Below are 13,839 nucleotides of genomic sequence, written 5' to 3' on the forward strand. Positions count from 1 at the left end.
GGGTGACTCCAAATCCGAACGGGAAAGGGGGAGATGGGGCAGCGCGGGGGCCGCCCCGGCCGGACATCCTGCCGAGCGGCCGGGGCCGAGGTCCAACCAGCGTTCACCCGATCCGCGTAACCGGCCGAGGGCGCGGGCCGTTCCCCCGCCCCGGCCCGTGCCCGATGCGCCCGGGCGGCGGGCGGGCCCTCCGCGTACCGCTCCGCCGGCGTCACGCGGCTCGTTCCCCACCCGATGGTGTGAGCCGGTACTTGACGCGGCGTACGGGGGGAGCGGAGGGCGGCACCGCGGAGCGGTGGGGGCGAGACGGGGCGCACGACGGTCGCAACCGGCGCACGACGGCGGGTCTTCAGCGCACACCGGGTGTACGGGCGCGGGCGTGCGGGCCACCGCCAGGTTGCGCGAAGGGGCTGTACCGGGCAGAGCGCTGTGCCAAGGTCGGTCCATGCCCGACCACACGGCGGCCGATTCGGCCGGAGCCCGCCCGCGTGTCCTGCACCTGATCAGCGACGAACGCCGGGGCGGCGCCCAGAACTTCGCCCGTGACCTCCACCGGGAACTGCGCCGCCGGGGCCAGGCCTCCGCGCTGTGCGCCCTCGCCCCGCACCCGGCCGTGCCACCCGCGCGGCCGGGTGCGGACGCGTCGGGGGTGTGCACCGCGGGGACGGCCGTTCCCGGGACCTGCGGCGAGGGGTGTCCCGACACCGCCCGGCCGCGCGCCGCCGCCGTCCTCGGCCCCGGCCGCCTTCGCCCCAGCACCCTGCGGGCGCTGCGCTCCGCCGCCCGCGCCGCCGACGTCGTGCTCGCCCACGGCTCCGACACCCTTGCCGCCTGCGCCCTCGCCCTGGCCGGGACCCGCACCCCCTTCGTCTACGTCTCCGTCGGCCACCCCCGCTACTGGACCGCCACCCGGCTGCGCAGACTGCGCGGCGGCGCACTGATGCACCGCGCTGCCGCCGTCACCACGCTCACCGACGAGGCGCGCGAGGTGCTGGAGGAGCAGTTCGGGCTGCCCGAGGGCAAGGTCCGCGTGATACCCAACTCCCGTGCCGCCGAAAGCTATCCACCGGCCGACGGCCGGGCCGCCCGGCGCGCCGCCCGGCACGCGCTGGGCCTGCCGGCGGACGTCCTGCTGGTCGCCTGGATCGGTGCGATATCACCCGAGAAGCGACTCGACCTCGCCCTCGACGTGCTCGACCGGCTGCCCGACGTCCGGATGGCCGTCGCCGGGGAGGGCCCGTTGCTGGAGGCGCTGGCCCGCCACCCGGCCGCCGCCCGCGCCCACTTCCTCGGCCCGCTGCCCGACCCGGCGCCGCTCTACCGGGCCGCCGACGCGCTGCTGCTCACCAGCGACAGCGAGGGCGTGCCCGGCGCGCTGATCGAGGCGGCACTCGCCGGGGTGCCGGCCGTGGCCACCGACGTCGGCTGGGTGCGCGAGGTGGTCCAGGACGGTGCCACCGGGGCGCTGGTCGCCCCGGGCGACCCGCTGGCGCTGGCCGAGGCGCTGGGCAAGGTGCTGGCCTGCAACCGCGCGGGCCTCGGTGCGGCCGCCCGGGCGCACGCGCTGGAGCACTTCGAGCTGGGCGCGGTGGTGGACGACTGGCAGCGGCTGGTCGCCGAGGTGTGGACGGCCGATCCCGCGAGTTGACGGGCCCTGCCCGGCCCGATCCGAACGACGCGCCCCGGAGCTACGCCGTTCGGGTGAACCCGGGCCCGCCGTCCCGCCGCGACTCGTCGGTAACTGGCCGTCACCAGCAAACTGCCCGGTGTGAAATCGAAGTCGCTGCTGCGGTCCACCGTCCTGCTCGTCGTTGCCGCCGGGATCGCCGCATCCCCCGTCCAGGCCGGCGCGATCTCCCATCAACACCCCTCCGAGGGCGCCCAGTTCGTCCGGCTCGACGAGCCGCAGCCGGTGCATGAGAGCGTGCGCACCGAGGCCGTCGAGTTCTTCTGGTACGACTGCAGCCACTCCCAGGCGCTGGAGCAGCCACTGCAGGCCTGGGCCGAGAAGCACCGCGCCGATGTCGAGCTGCGCCGGGTGCCGGCGATCTGGCCGGGCAGCCCGGACGAGGGCGTGCAGCGCGCCCACGCGCGCCTGTACTACACGCTGGAGCGCCTGGGCCTGGTCGAGCAGCTGCAGACCAGTGCCTTCCGCTCGATCCACACCGACCGGGCCGACCTCACCACCGAGGCCGCCGCCACCGACTGGGCGGTGCGCCACGGCGTCGACGCCATGCGCTTCGGCATCGCCTACCGCTCCGCCGAGGTCGCGCGGTCGGTGGACGACGCGGCCGTCGAGTTCGTCCGCTACGGCATCAACGAGCTGCCGACGGTGGTCGTCCAGGGCGAGTACCGCACCTCGCCGACCAAGGCCGGCGGCGTCGAGGGCATGCCCGAGGTGCTGGACTACCTCGTGCAGCGGGAGCAGCTGCAGAAGCACTGAGCACCCGGTGGTGGATGACGGAGGATCAGCTCGCTCGAAGGCCCTTGTCTAACCGTTCAGATGCTGTTTAATGGTTAGCATGAGCGAGCTGACGATCCCGCACGTCCACCACCGCCACGTCGACCTCGACGGCCTGCGCGTCTTCTACCGCGAGACCGGCCCGGCCGACGCCCCCGTCCTCCTGCTGCTGCACGGCTTCCCCTCCGCCTCGCATCAGTACGCCCGGCTGCTCGACGCCCTCGGTACCCGCTACCGGCTGATAGCCCCCGACTACCCCGGCTTCGGCAACAGCGACAGCCCCGCGCCCGACGCCTTCCCGTACCGCTTCGAGACCCTCGCCGACGTGATCGAGCGCTTCTGCCTCGCCCTCGGCCTGGACCGCTTCGCGCTGTACGTCTTCGACTTCGGCGCACCCGTCGGTCTGCGCCTGGCCACCCGCCGACCGGAGTGGATCACCGGCCTGGTGGTCCAGAACGGCAACGCCTACGAGGAGGGACTCTCCGACCAGGCAAGGGAGTTCATCGCCCAGCGGCGCGGCGTCCCCGGCGCCGAGCAGGCCGCCCGGTCGATCCTCACCCTGGACGTCACCCGCGGCCAGTACGAGGGCGGCACCGGCGACCCCAGCCTGGTCGCCCCCGACGGCTGGACCCTCGACCAGCACTTCCTCGACCTGCCCGGCCGCAAGGACATCCAGGTCGAACTGGCCCTCGACTACTTCTCCAACGTCGAGCTCTACCCGGACTGGCAGGACTGGCTGCGCGCCCACCAGCCGCCCACGCTGCTGGTCTGGGGCCGGAACGACCCCTTCTTCACCGAGGCCGGAGCCCGCGCCTACCTGCGCGACCTGCCCGGGGCCGAACTGCACGTCTTCGACACCGGGCACTTCGCACTGGAGGAGAAGCTGCCCGAAATCGCCCCGTTGATCGACGACTTCCTCGCGCGGACGCAGAAGTAGCGGGTCGCGTCAGGGAGTCCGGCCGCGGCGCAGCAGGTAGGTGACGAAGCCGAGCGTGCCCCGGTAGCCGTGCAGCCATTCGGTGCGGTGGCGGTCCGCGGCCTCGCGGGCGGCCGCCGCATCGGGGTGGTCCGGGTGGTCCAGCGCCCACCCGGCCAGCGAACCCGTCCAGGAGAACTCGTAGTCGTCCCACTCCCGTGCCGTGCTGACGTGCCCGTACACCGGCGTCCAACCGGCTTCGAGCACCCGGTCGGTGGTGGTCGCCAGGTCCGCGAAGTCCTCCGGGACGGCGCCCAGCCCGTCCAGCGCGGCCCGGGACGGTTCGCGCTCCCAGAAACCCTCGCCGACCAGCAACCGCCCGCCCGGGGCCAGCAGTTCACGGGCCGCCGCGAGCGTGGGCAGCAGCCCGTCGAAGGCGTGGGTGGCGCCCACGCAGAGCACCAGGTCGAAGGGCTCCCGGTCGGTGAACTCCCGGGCGTCCCGGTGGTGCAGGCCGATCCGGCGCTCCACACCGAGCGCGGTCGCCGCCTCCCGGGCCAGGGTCAGCGCCGCCGGGTCGGCGTCCACCCCCACCGCCCGCCAGCCCGGCCGCGCGGCCAGCGCCCGCAGCAGCCAGGCGCCCCCGCCGCAGCCGAGATCCAGCACCCGGCCGGCCTCCTGCCCGGCCAGCGCGCGGTCCAGCAACCGGGCCACCGACCCGTCCGACAACGGCGCCGCGATCGGGTGGTGGGCATGGGCGAGCCGGGAGATCCGCTGACGGTCCATCCGAGCAGTATGGATCGGACCGGCCCGGCGCGCCCGCGGTTTCCGGTGCCCGCTCCTGCCCCTGCCCCCGCCCCTGCCCCTGGCCGGGTCGTGTCCCTACGGGCCCGGGCCGTGCCCGGTCGTGCCTCTTCTGCCCGGTCAGGCCCCGGGGTACGTCCGGCCCTTCCAGGCGGCGCCCCGGCCGCGCCAGTGCTGCACCGCCGAGTCCACCGTCATCAGCAGGTACAGCGAAGCCGTGAACGGCAGCAGCAGCACGGCCGCGGCCGGCTGCCCGTAGTACCGGACCATCGGCAGGTAGGTGCCCGCCATCAGCGCCCAGGCCGCCCCGCCCACCACCGCCACCGGCGGCGCCCCCGCCACCAGCCCGGCCACCGTGGCCACCGGCGGCACCAGGTACACCAGCGCCAGCCCCAGCACCGTCCCGAGCAGCAGCAACGGCGAGTGCCGCAACTGCGCGTACGCGCTGCGCGACACCATCCGCCACAACTGCTCCAGCCGCGGGTACGGGCGGACGCTGTCCACCTCCCCGGCCAGCCCCAGCCAGGTCCGCCCGCCCGAGGACTTCACCGCCCGGGCCAGCGACACGTCGTCGATCACCGCCCCCCGGATCGCCGCCACCCCGCCCGCACGCTCCAGCGCCTCCCGCCGCACCAGCGAGCAGCCGCCCGCCGCGGCCGCCGTCCGGGAACCGGGGCGGTTGCTCCGGCGGAAGGGGTACAGCTGGGCGAAGAAGTACACGAACGCCGGAACGATCAGCCGCTCCCAACCGGTCTCCACCCGCAGCCGGGCCATCTGCGACACCAGGTCCAGCCCGTTGCCCTCGGCCGCGGCCACCAGCTCGGCCAGCGAATCCGGCCCGTGCGCGATGTCCGCGTCCGTCAGCAGCAGGTACTCGGCGTCCGGACCGGCCAGCTCCACCCCGTGCCGCAGCGCCCACAGCTTGCCCGTCCAGCCCGGCGGCAGCGGGGGAGGCGTGGTGACGGTCAGCTCCAGCCCGTCGATCGTCCTCAGCGCCGCGGCCAGCGCCCCGGTGCCGTCCGAACTGTGGTCGTCCACCAGGATCACCCGCGCCCGCCCCGGGTACTTCTGCGCCAGCAGCGTCGGCAGGCTCACCGGCAGCACCGCCGCCTCGTCCCGGGCCGGTACCACGATCACCGCCTGCGGCCACCGCACCGGCGGACGACGCGGCGGCAGCCGCACGTCGGTGCGCCAGAACAAACCGTGGCAGCACGCCAGCCAGAGCCAGACCAGCAGGGAGAACGCGGCGATCCACAGCAGGACGGTCACCCCGGCAGTCTGCCGCAGAACCGGCCGGCACGGGGGATCGACTAAAGTCTTGCCCCGTGAAGATCGCACTGATGGACTCCGGAATCGGCCTGCTGGCCGCCGCCGCCGCCGTTCGGAAGCTGCGCCCGGACGCCGATCTGGTGCTCTCCTCCAACCCGGCCTCGATGCCGTGGGGACCGCGCACCCCCGAAGAGATCACCGAACTGGCCCTCGGCTGCTGCCGGGCCGCCGCGGCGTACGAACCCGACGCCCTGGTGGTCGCCTGCAACACGGCCTCGGTCCACGCGCTCGCCGCCCTGCGCGCCGAGCTGGAGCCCGGCCTGCCCGTCATCGGCACCGTCCCGGCGATCAAGCCCGCCGCCGCCCTCGGCGGCCGCGTCGCCATCTGGGCCACCCCGGCCACCACCGGCAGCGACTACCAGCGCGGGCTGATCCGCGACTTCGGCGGCACCGCCGACATCACCGAGGTCGCCTGCCCGGGCCTCGCGGACGCCATCGAGCACGGCGACGAAGACGCCGTCACCGCGGCCATCGCCGACGCCGCCGCCCGCACCCCGCACGGCACCGACGTCCTCGTCCTCGGCTGCACCCACTACGAACTCGTCGAGGACCGCATCCGCGCCGCCGTCGCCCCCACCGCCTCCCCGGCGCTCACCTTCCTCGGCTCCGCCGACGCCGTCGCCGCCCAGGCCCTCCGGCGCGTCGCCGACCCCACCCGCACCGGCACCGGCACCCTCACCGTCCTCCACGCCGGCCTGCCCACCACCCTGCCCCCCACCGCCACCCTCTATCCCCAGGGCCTCACCCTCACCCCCATCACCGCTTGACCTCACCCCGATCCGACCGGTCCCGCCTCCCGTGCACGCAGGCCAGCGACCGAACCACGCAGCGCCTGTACGACACGACCGCCCGCCGCCCACCCGAGCCACGGCCCGGCGCCCGGCTGACGCCGGGCCGCCGCGGGAAGTCGACCACGCCGACTTCTCACGCACGCGGGCCCGACCGGACCGGATCCTCGCAGTACCTGAACGACAGGACCGCTAGCGGCCACCCGCCTGGCCGCGGTCGGCGCCTGCCGGAGGCCACCCACCCCGAGCGACTTCGCCAGCAGAGTCAGCATGCCGACTTCTCGTGCAAGAGCGCCCGCATCCACGCGAGCGACAACAACCGGACCACGCGGCGCCCGAACGGCACAATCCACCGAGGCCGTAGGCCCGGCTCGTGCGCAGGAAGTCGAACGGGCCGGCTTTCGTGCGGTTGGGGGAGAGCCGCGGATGGGTGGGGGCACCTGTGGGGAGCCCGCTGTGGGTCTGACTCGGCCAAGGTCGGGCCGACTGCTCGTGCGGGAGGTGGCTGGATCAGATGCCCGGGTGGTGCCGGACGGGCATGGCGTGTGCCTGCGGGGCAGCGCGCCCGGCGTGCGGGAATGGCTTGAACGGGACGGCGCTGTGCGGGGAGCGGGCCCCGCACAGCGCCGTCGGGGTCAGGCGACCTCTTGGCGGCGCCAGCGACGGTAGGCGGGTTCGAGGCCGGACAGGATGGTGTCGAAGCGGCGGATGCTGGTGGTGGAGTCGACCTGGAGGCGGCTGATCTGGAGGGGGTGGGTGGGGAGTCGGGGGCCGAGGCGGTGGTCGGAGAGGAAGCCGAGGCGGTAGCCGAGTTCCTGCAGAACGGTTTCGGCACGGGGATCGTGGCCACCGTCGGGGTAGGCGAAGGCCATCGGAGGTTCGCCGAGCCAGGCGGTGAGGGCCTCGTGGGCACCGGTGATCTCGGTGCGAACGGTGGCATCGTCGCAGCGGCCGAGGCAGGGATGCCCCTGGGTGTGGTTGCCGATGGCGACGCCGCCGTCCCGCAGGGCGAGCAGGTCGGCGGGGGTGAGCTGTTCCTGGCGCGGCGGCCGCCGGTCGGCGCTGACCCGCAGTTCGTGCAGGCTGCGGCGCCGGTCCGGATCGGGCATGGCCTTGAGCCGCGGGAGCAGCTGGGAGGGGTGGCCGCAGTCGAGTGAGCGGGCGCGGCCGCCGTGGCGGGCGAGGAAGTCGGCCTCGTGCCACCAGAAGGGGCGCTCGGTGCCGATGAGTTCGGAGATGACGAAGGCGGTCGCGGGGATGCCACGTGCGTCGAGGGCGGGCAGGGCGTGGGTGAGGACGCTCCGGTCGGCGTCGTCGAAGGTGACCAGGACGCTGCGCGGCGGCAGCGGCCGCCGCTCGGTGACGGCCTGGAGGACGGCGTCGAGCGAGACCGGGGTGGCGAGTCGCCGCAGTCGGTCGAGCTGGGCGCCGAAGGAGCGGTGGTCGGTGACCCCGTGGTAGGCGAGGACGGCGAGTCGCTGGGCGGCCCGGGCCCGGAACAGCGGCTGTACGGGGGCGAACCGCAGCCATTCGCCCCGTCCGTCCTGCCGTTCCGTCTGGGGCCGCTCGGCGTCGGCGTTCCCCGCGCCGACGTCCGGAGCATCGGCGTTCCCGGTGCCGACGCTCCTCGTACCAGCGCTCCGCGTGTCGACGCTGCCCGCGTCGACGGGCCTCGTGCCGAGACGCCTACCGTCGAGGAGCGTCGTATCGAGTCGCTTGGTGTCGAGTCGTCTGTTGTCGTGGCGCTTGGCATCGACGTGCTTGGCGTCGAGGTGCTTGGCATCGAGGCGCGTGGTCTCGAAGCGCTTCGCCTCGACGGCCGGTCGGGGTCGGCCGGCGCCGTGGTGGTCGGACGCGCAACCGGTGGGTGGTGGCAGTGCCCGGACGCCGGGTACGGGCCTGGCGCGGGCCGGGGAGGTCGATGAGGTGGACTGGGTCTGCGGCAACGGTTCCCCCTTGGTCGCCGAGCGGCGTGGCGGTACCGCCGGAGGACGGAGCCCGGCCTCCGGCTCCAGGGGGCGGCGGCTCCGCCCCCTGGGTATTCCGGTTCTCGGTGGGGGGTTCTCACCCGTCCCGTGAACGGCTCCTGGATCACTCGATGCCATTGAGACCGCTGCACCGGACGGATGGTTGTACCGCGATGACGAGGATTTTTCGTGGACTGATTGTGGAGCACGCACACGCTTCCGCGGGCAGCCGGAACTCCCGGACGGGCGGTGGCCGGGGTGCCCGGGGGCTCACTCCGTGCGGGCTGCCCACCCGGCCAGCCCGGGGTACCTTGGGCTCATGGCAGATGCGGACCGTGATCCCTTCCACCTACACGGTGCGAGCCGTTGGGGCCGCGCGTGCAGCGGTGGAGCCCTGGTCACCCACCGGATTCCGCTGGCCGTGGCGGGTGTGGCCTGCCTCGCGCTGGGCATCGTCGTGGCCGTGGTGGTTCCGGACAGTGACGGCCCGGCGTGGGCGATGGCAGTGGCCGGCTGCCTGGCGGCGGGGGTGCTGTTGCTCGGCCGGATCGTCTTCGGAGTGCTCCGGCGGCGGGGCGCCACACTTTGACGGCGTCCCGACAAATTCACGGGTCACTCCACCGGCCGCCCCGGTGCGATTGATCAACAGATCGAGCGAAATTGGTCAGAACGACCGAATTACATCTCATCCGACAATCACGCGCTCTCTTCTTTCACCATTTTCGGACAACGGCTTCATTCCCCGTCATCGAACCTCTCCCGTGAATGCCCCCGGAGGGAGCGGCCGGCCGCCTCGGTAGGCTGCGCCGCATGGCGATTCCCCCCTTCCTCCTCGAACTCCGCTCCCTCGTGGGCAACCGTCCGCTCTGGCTGAGCGCCGTCTGCGCCGTCGTCGTGGACGACCGGGAGCGGGTGCTGCTCGCCCGCCGGGTCGACGACGGCCGGTGGGCGTCGGTCGGCGGCATCCTCGACCCCGGCGAGCAGCCGGCCGACGGCGTGGTGCGCGAGTGCCTGGAGGAGACCGGGGTGGAGGTCGTGCCCGAGCTGCTCGCCTCGGTGACCGTCACCCAGCCGGTCACCTACCCGAACGGCGACGTGACGCAGTACCTGGTGCTGACCTTCCGCTGCCGGGCTGTCGGCGGCGAGGCCCGGGTGAACGACGACGAGTCGCTGGAGGTGGGCTGGTTCGCCCTGGACGAGCTGCCGCCGATGCTCGACTTCGAGCACGAGCGGCTGCGCCACGCGCTGCGGTGCGGCGGCCCGGCGGTCTTCACCTGGGCGGGCAAGGAGCTCCCGTAGGGCCCGTTCAGCCCTTCTGCTGCCGGTAGGCCTCCTCCGCCGCGTCCAGCACGGCCGCCAGGTCCCCGCCCGCGGTGGCGGTCGCGGCGGCGGCGACCGCGCCCTCGACGAAGGGTGCGTTCGCGAAGCGCACCGGGAACGGCAGGCCGTGCTCGTCGGCGTCGGAGAGCAGGGCCCGTACGGTGGTGACCGCTCCGCCGAGGTCGGCGAGCACCACCACGCCGTGGCCCTGGTCGACCCGTCGGGTGGCGGCGGCCACCAGCACCGCACTGATGCCCGGCCCGTCGGCGGGGTCGCCGCCCGTCGCGGCGACCGGCGCGGGGGAGTCGGATCCGGTCAGGGTGAGCGCCAGGGAGCGTACGGCGGTGGCCAGTTCCTGGCTGTGCGAGACCAGGACGATCCCGACCCGGCCGTGCACGGCGGTGCGGGCCGGGGTGGGCCGGGGCAGCGGGGTGGGCGAGGTCGGGGTGCGGGGCGCCGGCGGGTGGGCCGAGGGGGCGTCGGAGATGGGGATGACGTCGGCGCGGGTGCGGGTGCCGTCCCGGCGGCTCATCGGCTGCTCCCTAGGGCGGGGTCGTGGGCGGGATCGTGTGCGGGTCGTGAACGGCTCAGGAACGGGTCCTGGGCGGGTCGTGGGCGGACCGCCGGCGAACCGCCGCCGACGTGCGGGACGGCCCGGGCCGCCCAGGAGTGTCCGGGCGACGCCGCGGCGACGGCTCGGGGCCCGCACGGCACCGCCGACCGGACCCCTGCCCGGCGGGCGGCTCCGTACGCGTCCTGGCAGCACTCTGGCAGCTGCCCCGGGCCCCGCCGGTCGGGACACGCCCCACCACGCCCCGACCGCTCCTCCGTCGGCCCTCCTTCCCCGCCCGGCGGAGACCTCGTCAACCCGCTGACCGGGACCAGGGGGTGTGGCTAGGCTGATCGTGGAACGCCGTCGGGAGGAGATCGGTCAGTGGCAGTGAACAGCGGTACGGACATCGGGGTGAACGCCGGTGCGGCCGGGGCGGGGCCGGAGCTCGCACCGAACGGGAAGCCGAAGGTGGACTTCACCGGGGCCGAGTGGCTGTGCAGCAGCCAGGGGGTCGGGGACGTCCAGATCGCGTTCGTGGACGGCTACATCGGGATGCGGGACGGCCGCCAGGAGGACGGGCCGGTCCTGGTCTTCACCCCGGCCGAGTGGCGGGCCTTCGTGCTCGGTGCCCGCGACGGCGAGTTCGACCTCACCTGAGCCGGTCCCCCTGGGCCGGCTCCACCTGGGCCGGCACACCCGCGGAGCGGTCCGAGCTGCAGGAACACGTGCAGCGTCCGGGCCGCTCCGCGGGTGGTTGCAGGTGGGTCCCGGGGAGCGCGCGGGCACTGATTCCGGGACCGAGCAACACAACTGACGATCTTTTGAGCGTGCCCCGTCAGAATTTCTGTTGACTGTTAGACAAACGCAGCTCAGAGTATGAGCACAGGCAGACGCCGTGCCCACCGCCCCCACGCGGCCAGACACGGCGCCTGCTGTGCGGCCCGGCAGCACTGCCAGGCCGTACCTCCCAGTCATCCCCTGCGCACCGGGGTGCGTCGGCCGGTCCCGGCCCACGAGGGGCCGGCAGTCGCCGGGAGGCTGGCGCCGAAGCCGAGAGCGACTCGGACAACGGCACCTTTTGCTCGGGACCCGCACGCCCCCACGCGGCGGCGTCCCGAGCAGATCCACGGGAGCGACGGGCCGGGGCCCCGCGGATCTGGCTCTTGTTGCACGGAACTGCAGTGGAACTGTTGGCTTGTGTGTTGTGCTGTGTGCGACGACGAAGCTGGGTGCTCGGCGGTTCGGCACGACAAGTGCACAGTGAGGGATACGCGTGTAGGGCCGCGTTGCGACATGCCGTCCCCCCGGAGGGTGAACCCCAGAACGGCTGTCGTGCTGAACCGAACGTAGCCCGGACGGTTGCTCAGAGTCAACATTGGTCTCTGAGCGTCGACCTCCCGCCCGTTCCCCGTCGCGGTCCCACCCGCCTCGCGAGTGTGGTGTGCCGGACACGTACGATGTTCCCATGTCTTTTCTCCGCCGTCGCTCCGGACAGCCCGCCGGCCCGGACTTCGACGTGCTCGCGATGGACCCGGGCGACTGGCCCGGCGACTTCGGTGCGGCCATGATGACCGGCCCGGACGGCTCCTGCCAGGGCATTTTCCTGCGCTACGACCTGTTCGGCGGCAGAGGCCCGGCGATGTTCATCGGCAACCTCCCCGAGGGCTCGCCCGCCCGGGAGACCGGCGACGAGGTGCCCTTCGAGGTGCGGCAGCTGCTCGCGGCGCTGGAGAACGAGGAGCCGGTCGAGTTCGTCTCGGCCGAGGACTTCCCGGTCATGCTCGGGGACGACCTGCTGATCGTGAAGAAGGTCAAGGTCAGCGAGGAACGCGTGTTCTGCGCCCAGTTCGGCCGCAGCGACGGCGTGCTGGTCACCATCGCGTCCTGGGACCGACCGATTTCGGACGACCTGTATCAGCTGTTGAAGCCGCTTCCGGCCGACATGTTCCAGCAGGGCTGACCGGGCCGCCCGGGCCTCGGACGCTGCTTGACGGTATCGATCACCGGTTCGTACAGTCGCGGACATGCCGTGCCGTCTCCCGCTGTTGACCCGCCGCAGGCATCTGGACCTGCGCCGGACCGCCAGCGCGGTCTGTCCGGGCCGCTGAGGGGGATTCCGCCCCCGTGGCGGCGGGCGGCCGACCGGACCGGGTCGGCGCCGATATCCCGGGGGAGGGTCGGGTTCCTGCCTCCGGGGCCGCCGGCCGGTTCCGCGCGCCCGTACGGCGTGCCGCCCGCACTCGCTGAGCCACGCTGCCGCCCGGAGGCACCAGCCCCATGACGACCATCGCCGCCAACGATCGTTCACCGAACGATCGTCCTCGAACCGAATCGTCGGATTCCGGCCACCCCGCGCCGTCCGTCCCGCCCGCCCCGGCGGTGCAGCCTGCCCCGCCCGCCCCGGCGGTGCAGCCCGCGCTGCCCGCGCGGTCGAAGGCGCCCACCCGGACCACCGTGCCCGCGCCCGCGCCCGACCGTGCCGCGATCGAGGCCGCGCTGGCCGGCCTGCCCCGGGTGGTCGACCTGCTCGCCGCCCGCGCCGAGGAGCACGACCGCGACGCCACCTTCCCGTACCAGGGCATCGAGGCCGTCCACGAGGCCGGACTGCTCACCCTGACCGTCTCCCCGCGGTACGGCGGACCGGGCGGCACGCTCGCCGACACCGTCCGGGTGCTGGCCCAACTCGGCCGCGGCGACGCCTCGGTGGCCGTGGTCACCGCGTTCACCCTGCTCCAGCACGCCGAGCAGGCCCGCCGCGCCGGCTGGCCGGCGGCCGGCTACCGGCGGCTGCTCACCGAGTCCCGCCGGGGGCCCGCGCTGGTCAACACCCTCCGGGTGGAGCCCGGCGGTCGACCGGACGCGCTGCCCGGGACGGTGGCCCGGCGGGACGACGCCGGCTGGCTGCTGACCGGCCGGAAGACGTACTGCACCGGCGCCGAGGCGCTGGCCTGGATGGCCGTCACCGCGCGGACCGACGAACCCGAGCCCAGGGTCGGGACGTTCCTGGTCCGCGGCGAGAGCGAGGGCCTGGAGATCGACCCGACCTGGGACCAGCTCGGCCTGCGGGCCAGCGCCAGCCACGACGTGGTGCTCGACGGGGTGCGGGTCCCGGCCGAACACGCGCTCGGACTGCGCACACCCGGCCGGGAGGACGGTGCGGAGGCCGAACTCGCCCGCGCCTGGCAGGACCTGGCGCTCGCCGCGGTGGCGATCGGGGTCGCCCGGGCCGCCGAGGGCTGGCTGGTCCGCTTCCTGAACCAGCGCACTCCGGCCAACCTGACCGAACCGCTCGGCACCCTGCCGCGCTACCGCTGCGCCCTCGGCGAGATCGAGGCCCAGCTGATCGGCGCCGAGGAGCTGGTCCACGGCCTGGCGCCCCGGGTGGACCGGGGTGAGCCGGACGCCGTGGCCCGGACCGGGCCCGCCCAACTGCTGGCCACCCGGGCCGCCACGGCGGCCGTCCAGCAGGCCGTCGCGCTCACCGGCAACCCGGGGCTGAGCCGGCGTCACCCGCTGGAGCGCTACCTGCGGGACGTCCTCAGCAGCCGGGTGCACCTGGCGCCCGAGGAGGCCGTCCTGGACGCCGCCGGCCGGGCCGCCCTGGAACGCGGCGCCCGGCCGTAAAGCGGCCCTGTGGTCCAACGGGTCCCGCGGGCCCGGCGGTTCAGCCGGATCCGACCGCCGGGCCCCCGCCGCTCAAG

The 13,839-nt window shown here is 74.2% G+C and carries 14 protein-coding genes; 10 read left to right on the forward strand and 4 right to left on the reverse strand.

The features are described from left to right. Positions 1–445: 445 nt before the first annotated feature. The 3 genes from ACIRVF_RS37335 to ACIRVF_RS37345 all read left to right on the forward strand — a co-directional run bounded on the left by ACIRVF_RS37335 (position 446) and on the right by ACIRVF_RS37345 (position 3,398). Entirely contained in the window at positions 446–1,648 is a 1,203-nt protein-coding gene (locus tag ACIRVF_RS37335) for a glycosyltransferase family 4 protein (protein WP_402828432.1), read from the forward strand. A gap of 120 nt (positions 1,649–1,768) precedes the next feature. Then, positions 1,769–2,443, forward strand: coding sequence for a thiol:disulfide interchange protein DsbA/DsbL (locus ACIRVF_RS37340; protein WP_402828435.1), 675 nt, complete (start codon positions 1,769–1,771; stop codon positions 2,441–2,443). Positions 2,444–2,522: 79 nt separating this feature from the next. Further along, the gene (locus ACIRVF_RS37345) at positions 2,523–3,398 is read left to right on the forward strand and encodes an alpha/beta fold hydrolase (protein WP_402828438.1); all 876 of its coding nucleotides are present in this window, start codon (positions 2,523–2,525) and stop codon (positions 3,396–3,398) included. Positions 3,399–3,407: 9 nt separating this feature from the next. Here the strand turns inward: ACIRVF_RS37345 and ACIRVF_RS37350 are convergent, their stop codons facing one another. Next, positions 3,408–4,163, reverse strand: coding sequence for an SAM-dependent methyltransferase (locus ACIRVF_RS37350; protein ID WP_402828441.1), 756 nt, complete (start codon positions 4,161–4,163; stop codon positions 3,408–3,410). Positions 4,164–4,301: 138 nt separating this feature from the next. Next, the gene (locus ACIRVF_RS37355; RefSeq protein WP_402828444.1) at positions 4,302–5,450 is read right to left on the reverse strand and encodes a glycosyltransferase; all 1,149 of its coding nucleotides are present in this window, start codon (positions 5,448–5,450) and stop codon (positions 4,302–4,304) included. 56 nt (positions 5,451–5,506) lie between these two features. Here ACIRVF_RS37355 and ACIRVF_RS37360 point away from each other — a divergent pair, with 56 nt between their 5' ends. Further along, on the forward strand, positions 5,507–6,277 hold the full coding sequence (locus ACIRVF_RS37360; protein ID WP_402828447.1) for a glutamate racemase: 771 nt from the start codon (positions 5,507–5,509) through the stop codon (positions 6,275–6,277). A 656-nt stretch (positions 6,278–6,933) separates the two neighbouring features. On the opposite strand, the gene ACIRVF_RS37365 is transcribed toward ACIRVF_RS37360, so the two are convergent. After that, the gene (locus ACIRVF_RS37365; RefSeq protein ID WP_402828450.1) at positions 6,934–8,244 is read right to left on the reverse strand and encodes a polysaccharide deacetylase family protein; all 1,311 of its coding nucleotides are present in this window, start codon (positions 8,242–8,244) and stop codon (positions 6,934–6,936) included. Positions 8,245–8,584: 340 nt separating this feature from the next. Between ACIRVF_RS37365 and ACIRVF_RS37370 the strand changes: the two genes are divergently transcribed. Next, positions 8,585–8,854 carry a hypothetical protein gene (locus ACIRVF_RS37370; RefSeq protein ID WP_402828453.1) on the forward strand — a complete coding sequence of 90 codons (270 nt, stop codon included), beginning with the start codon at positions 8,585–8,587 and terminating at the stop codon, positions 8,852–8,854. 221 nt (positions 8,855–9,075) lie between these two features. Then, on the forward strand, positions 9,076–9,564 hold the full coding sequence (locus tag ACIRVF_RS37375) for an NUDIX hydrolase (protein ID WP_402828456.1): 489 nt from the start codon (positions 9,076–9,078) through the stop codon (positions 9,562–9,564). Positions 9,565–9,571: 7 nt separating this feature from the next. On the opposite strand, the gene ACIRVF_RS37380 is transcribed toward ACIRVF_RS37375, so the two are convergent. Then, positions 9,572–10,117: a PTS-dependent dihydroxyacetone kinase phosphotransferase subunit DhaM gene (locus ACIRVF_RS37380; protein ID WP_402828459.1), complete on the reverse strand. Its 546-nt coding sequence runs from the start codon at positions 10,115–10,117 to the stop codon at positions 9,572–9,574. A 432-nt stretch (positions 10,118–10,549) separates the two neighbouring features. Here ACIRVF_RS37380 and ACIRVF_RS37385 point away from each other — a divergent pair, with 432 nt between their 5' ends. The 4 genes from ACIRVF_RS37385 to ACIRVF_RS37400 all read left to right on the forward strand — a co-directional run bounded on the left by ACIRVF_RS37385 (position 10,550) and on the right by ACIRVF_RS37400 (position 13,762). Further along, the gene (locus ACIRVF_RS37385; protein ID WP_402828546.1) at positions 10,550–10,795 is read left to right on the forward strand and encodes a DUF397 domain-containing protein; all 246 of its coding nucleotides are present in this window, start codon (positions 10,550–10,552) and stop codon (positions 10,793–10,795) included. Positions 10,796–11,603: 808 nt separating this feature from the next. Continuing rightward, complete coding sequence (locus ACIRVF_RS37390; RefSeq protein WP_402828462.1) at positions 11,604–12,098, forward strand: hypothetical protein; 495 nt, start codon at positions 11,604–11,606, stop codon at positions 12,096–12,098. 64 nt (positions 12,099–12,162) lie between these two features. Beyond that, entirely contained in the window at positions 12,163–12,246 is an 84-nt protein-coding gene (locus ACIRVF_RS37395; protein WP_355211871.1) for a putative leader peptide, read from the forward strand. Between the two features lie 271 nt (positions 12,247–12,517). Continuing rightward, complete coding sequence (locus ACIRVF_RS37400; protein WP_402828465.1) at positions 12,518–13,762, forward strand: acyl-CoA dehydrogenase family protein; 1,245 nt, start codon at positions 12,518–12,520, stop codon at positions 13,760–13,762. Positions 13,763–13,839: the final 77 nt, after the last annotated feature.

Source organism: Kitasatospora sp. NPDC101157 (assembly GCF_044768255.1).
Lineage (GTDB): Bacteria > Actinomycetota > Actinomycetes > Streptomycetales > Streptomycetaceae > Kitasatospora.

Bases quoted from the DNA above. Each gene is read 5' to 3' on its own strand.
- ACIRVF_RS37395 (WP_355211871.1), top strand. From the start codon at position 12,163: ATGCCGTGCCGTCTCCCGCTGTTGACCCGCCGCAGGCATCTGGACCTG.
- ACIRVF_RS37345 (WP_402828438.1), top strand. From the start codon at position 2,523: ATGAGCGAGCTGACGATCCCGCACGTCCACCACCGCCACGTCGACCTC.
- ACIRVF_RS37390 (WP_402828462.1), top strand. From the start codon at position 11,604: ATGTCTTTTCTCCGCCGTCGCTCCGGACAGCCCGCCGGCCCGGACTTC.
- ACIRVF_RS37380 (WP_402828459.1), bottom strand. From the start codon at position 10,117: ATGAGCCGCCGGGACGGCACCCGCACCCGCGCCGACGTCATCCCCATC.
- ACIRVF_RS37370 (WP_402828453.1), top strand. From the start codon at position 8,585: ATGGCAGATGCGGACCGTGATCCCTTCCACCTACACGGTGCGAGCCGT.
- ACIRVF_RS37350 (WP_402828441.1), bottom strand. From the start codon at position 4,163: ATGGACCGTCAGCGGATCTCCCGGCTCGCCCATGCCCACCACCCGATC.
- ACIRVF_RS37335 (WP_402828432.1), top strand. From the start codon at position 446: ATGCCCGACCACACGGCGGCCGATTCGGCCGGAGCCCGCCCGCGTGTC.
- ACIRVF_RS37375 (WP_402828456.1), top strand. From the start codon at position 9,076: ATGGCGATTCCCCCCTTCCTCCTCGAACTCCGCTCCCTCGTGGGCAAC.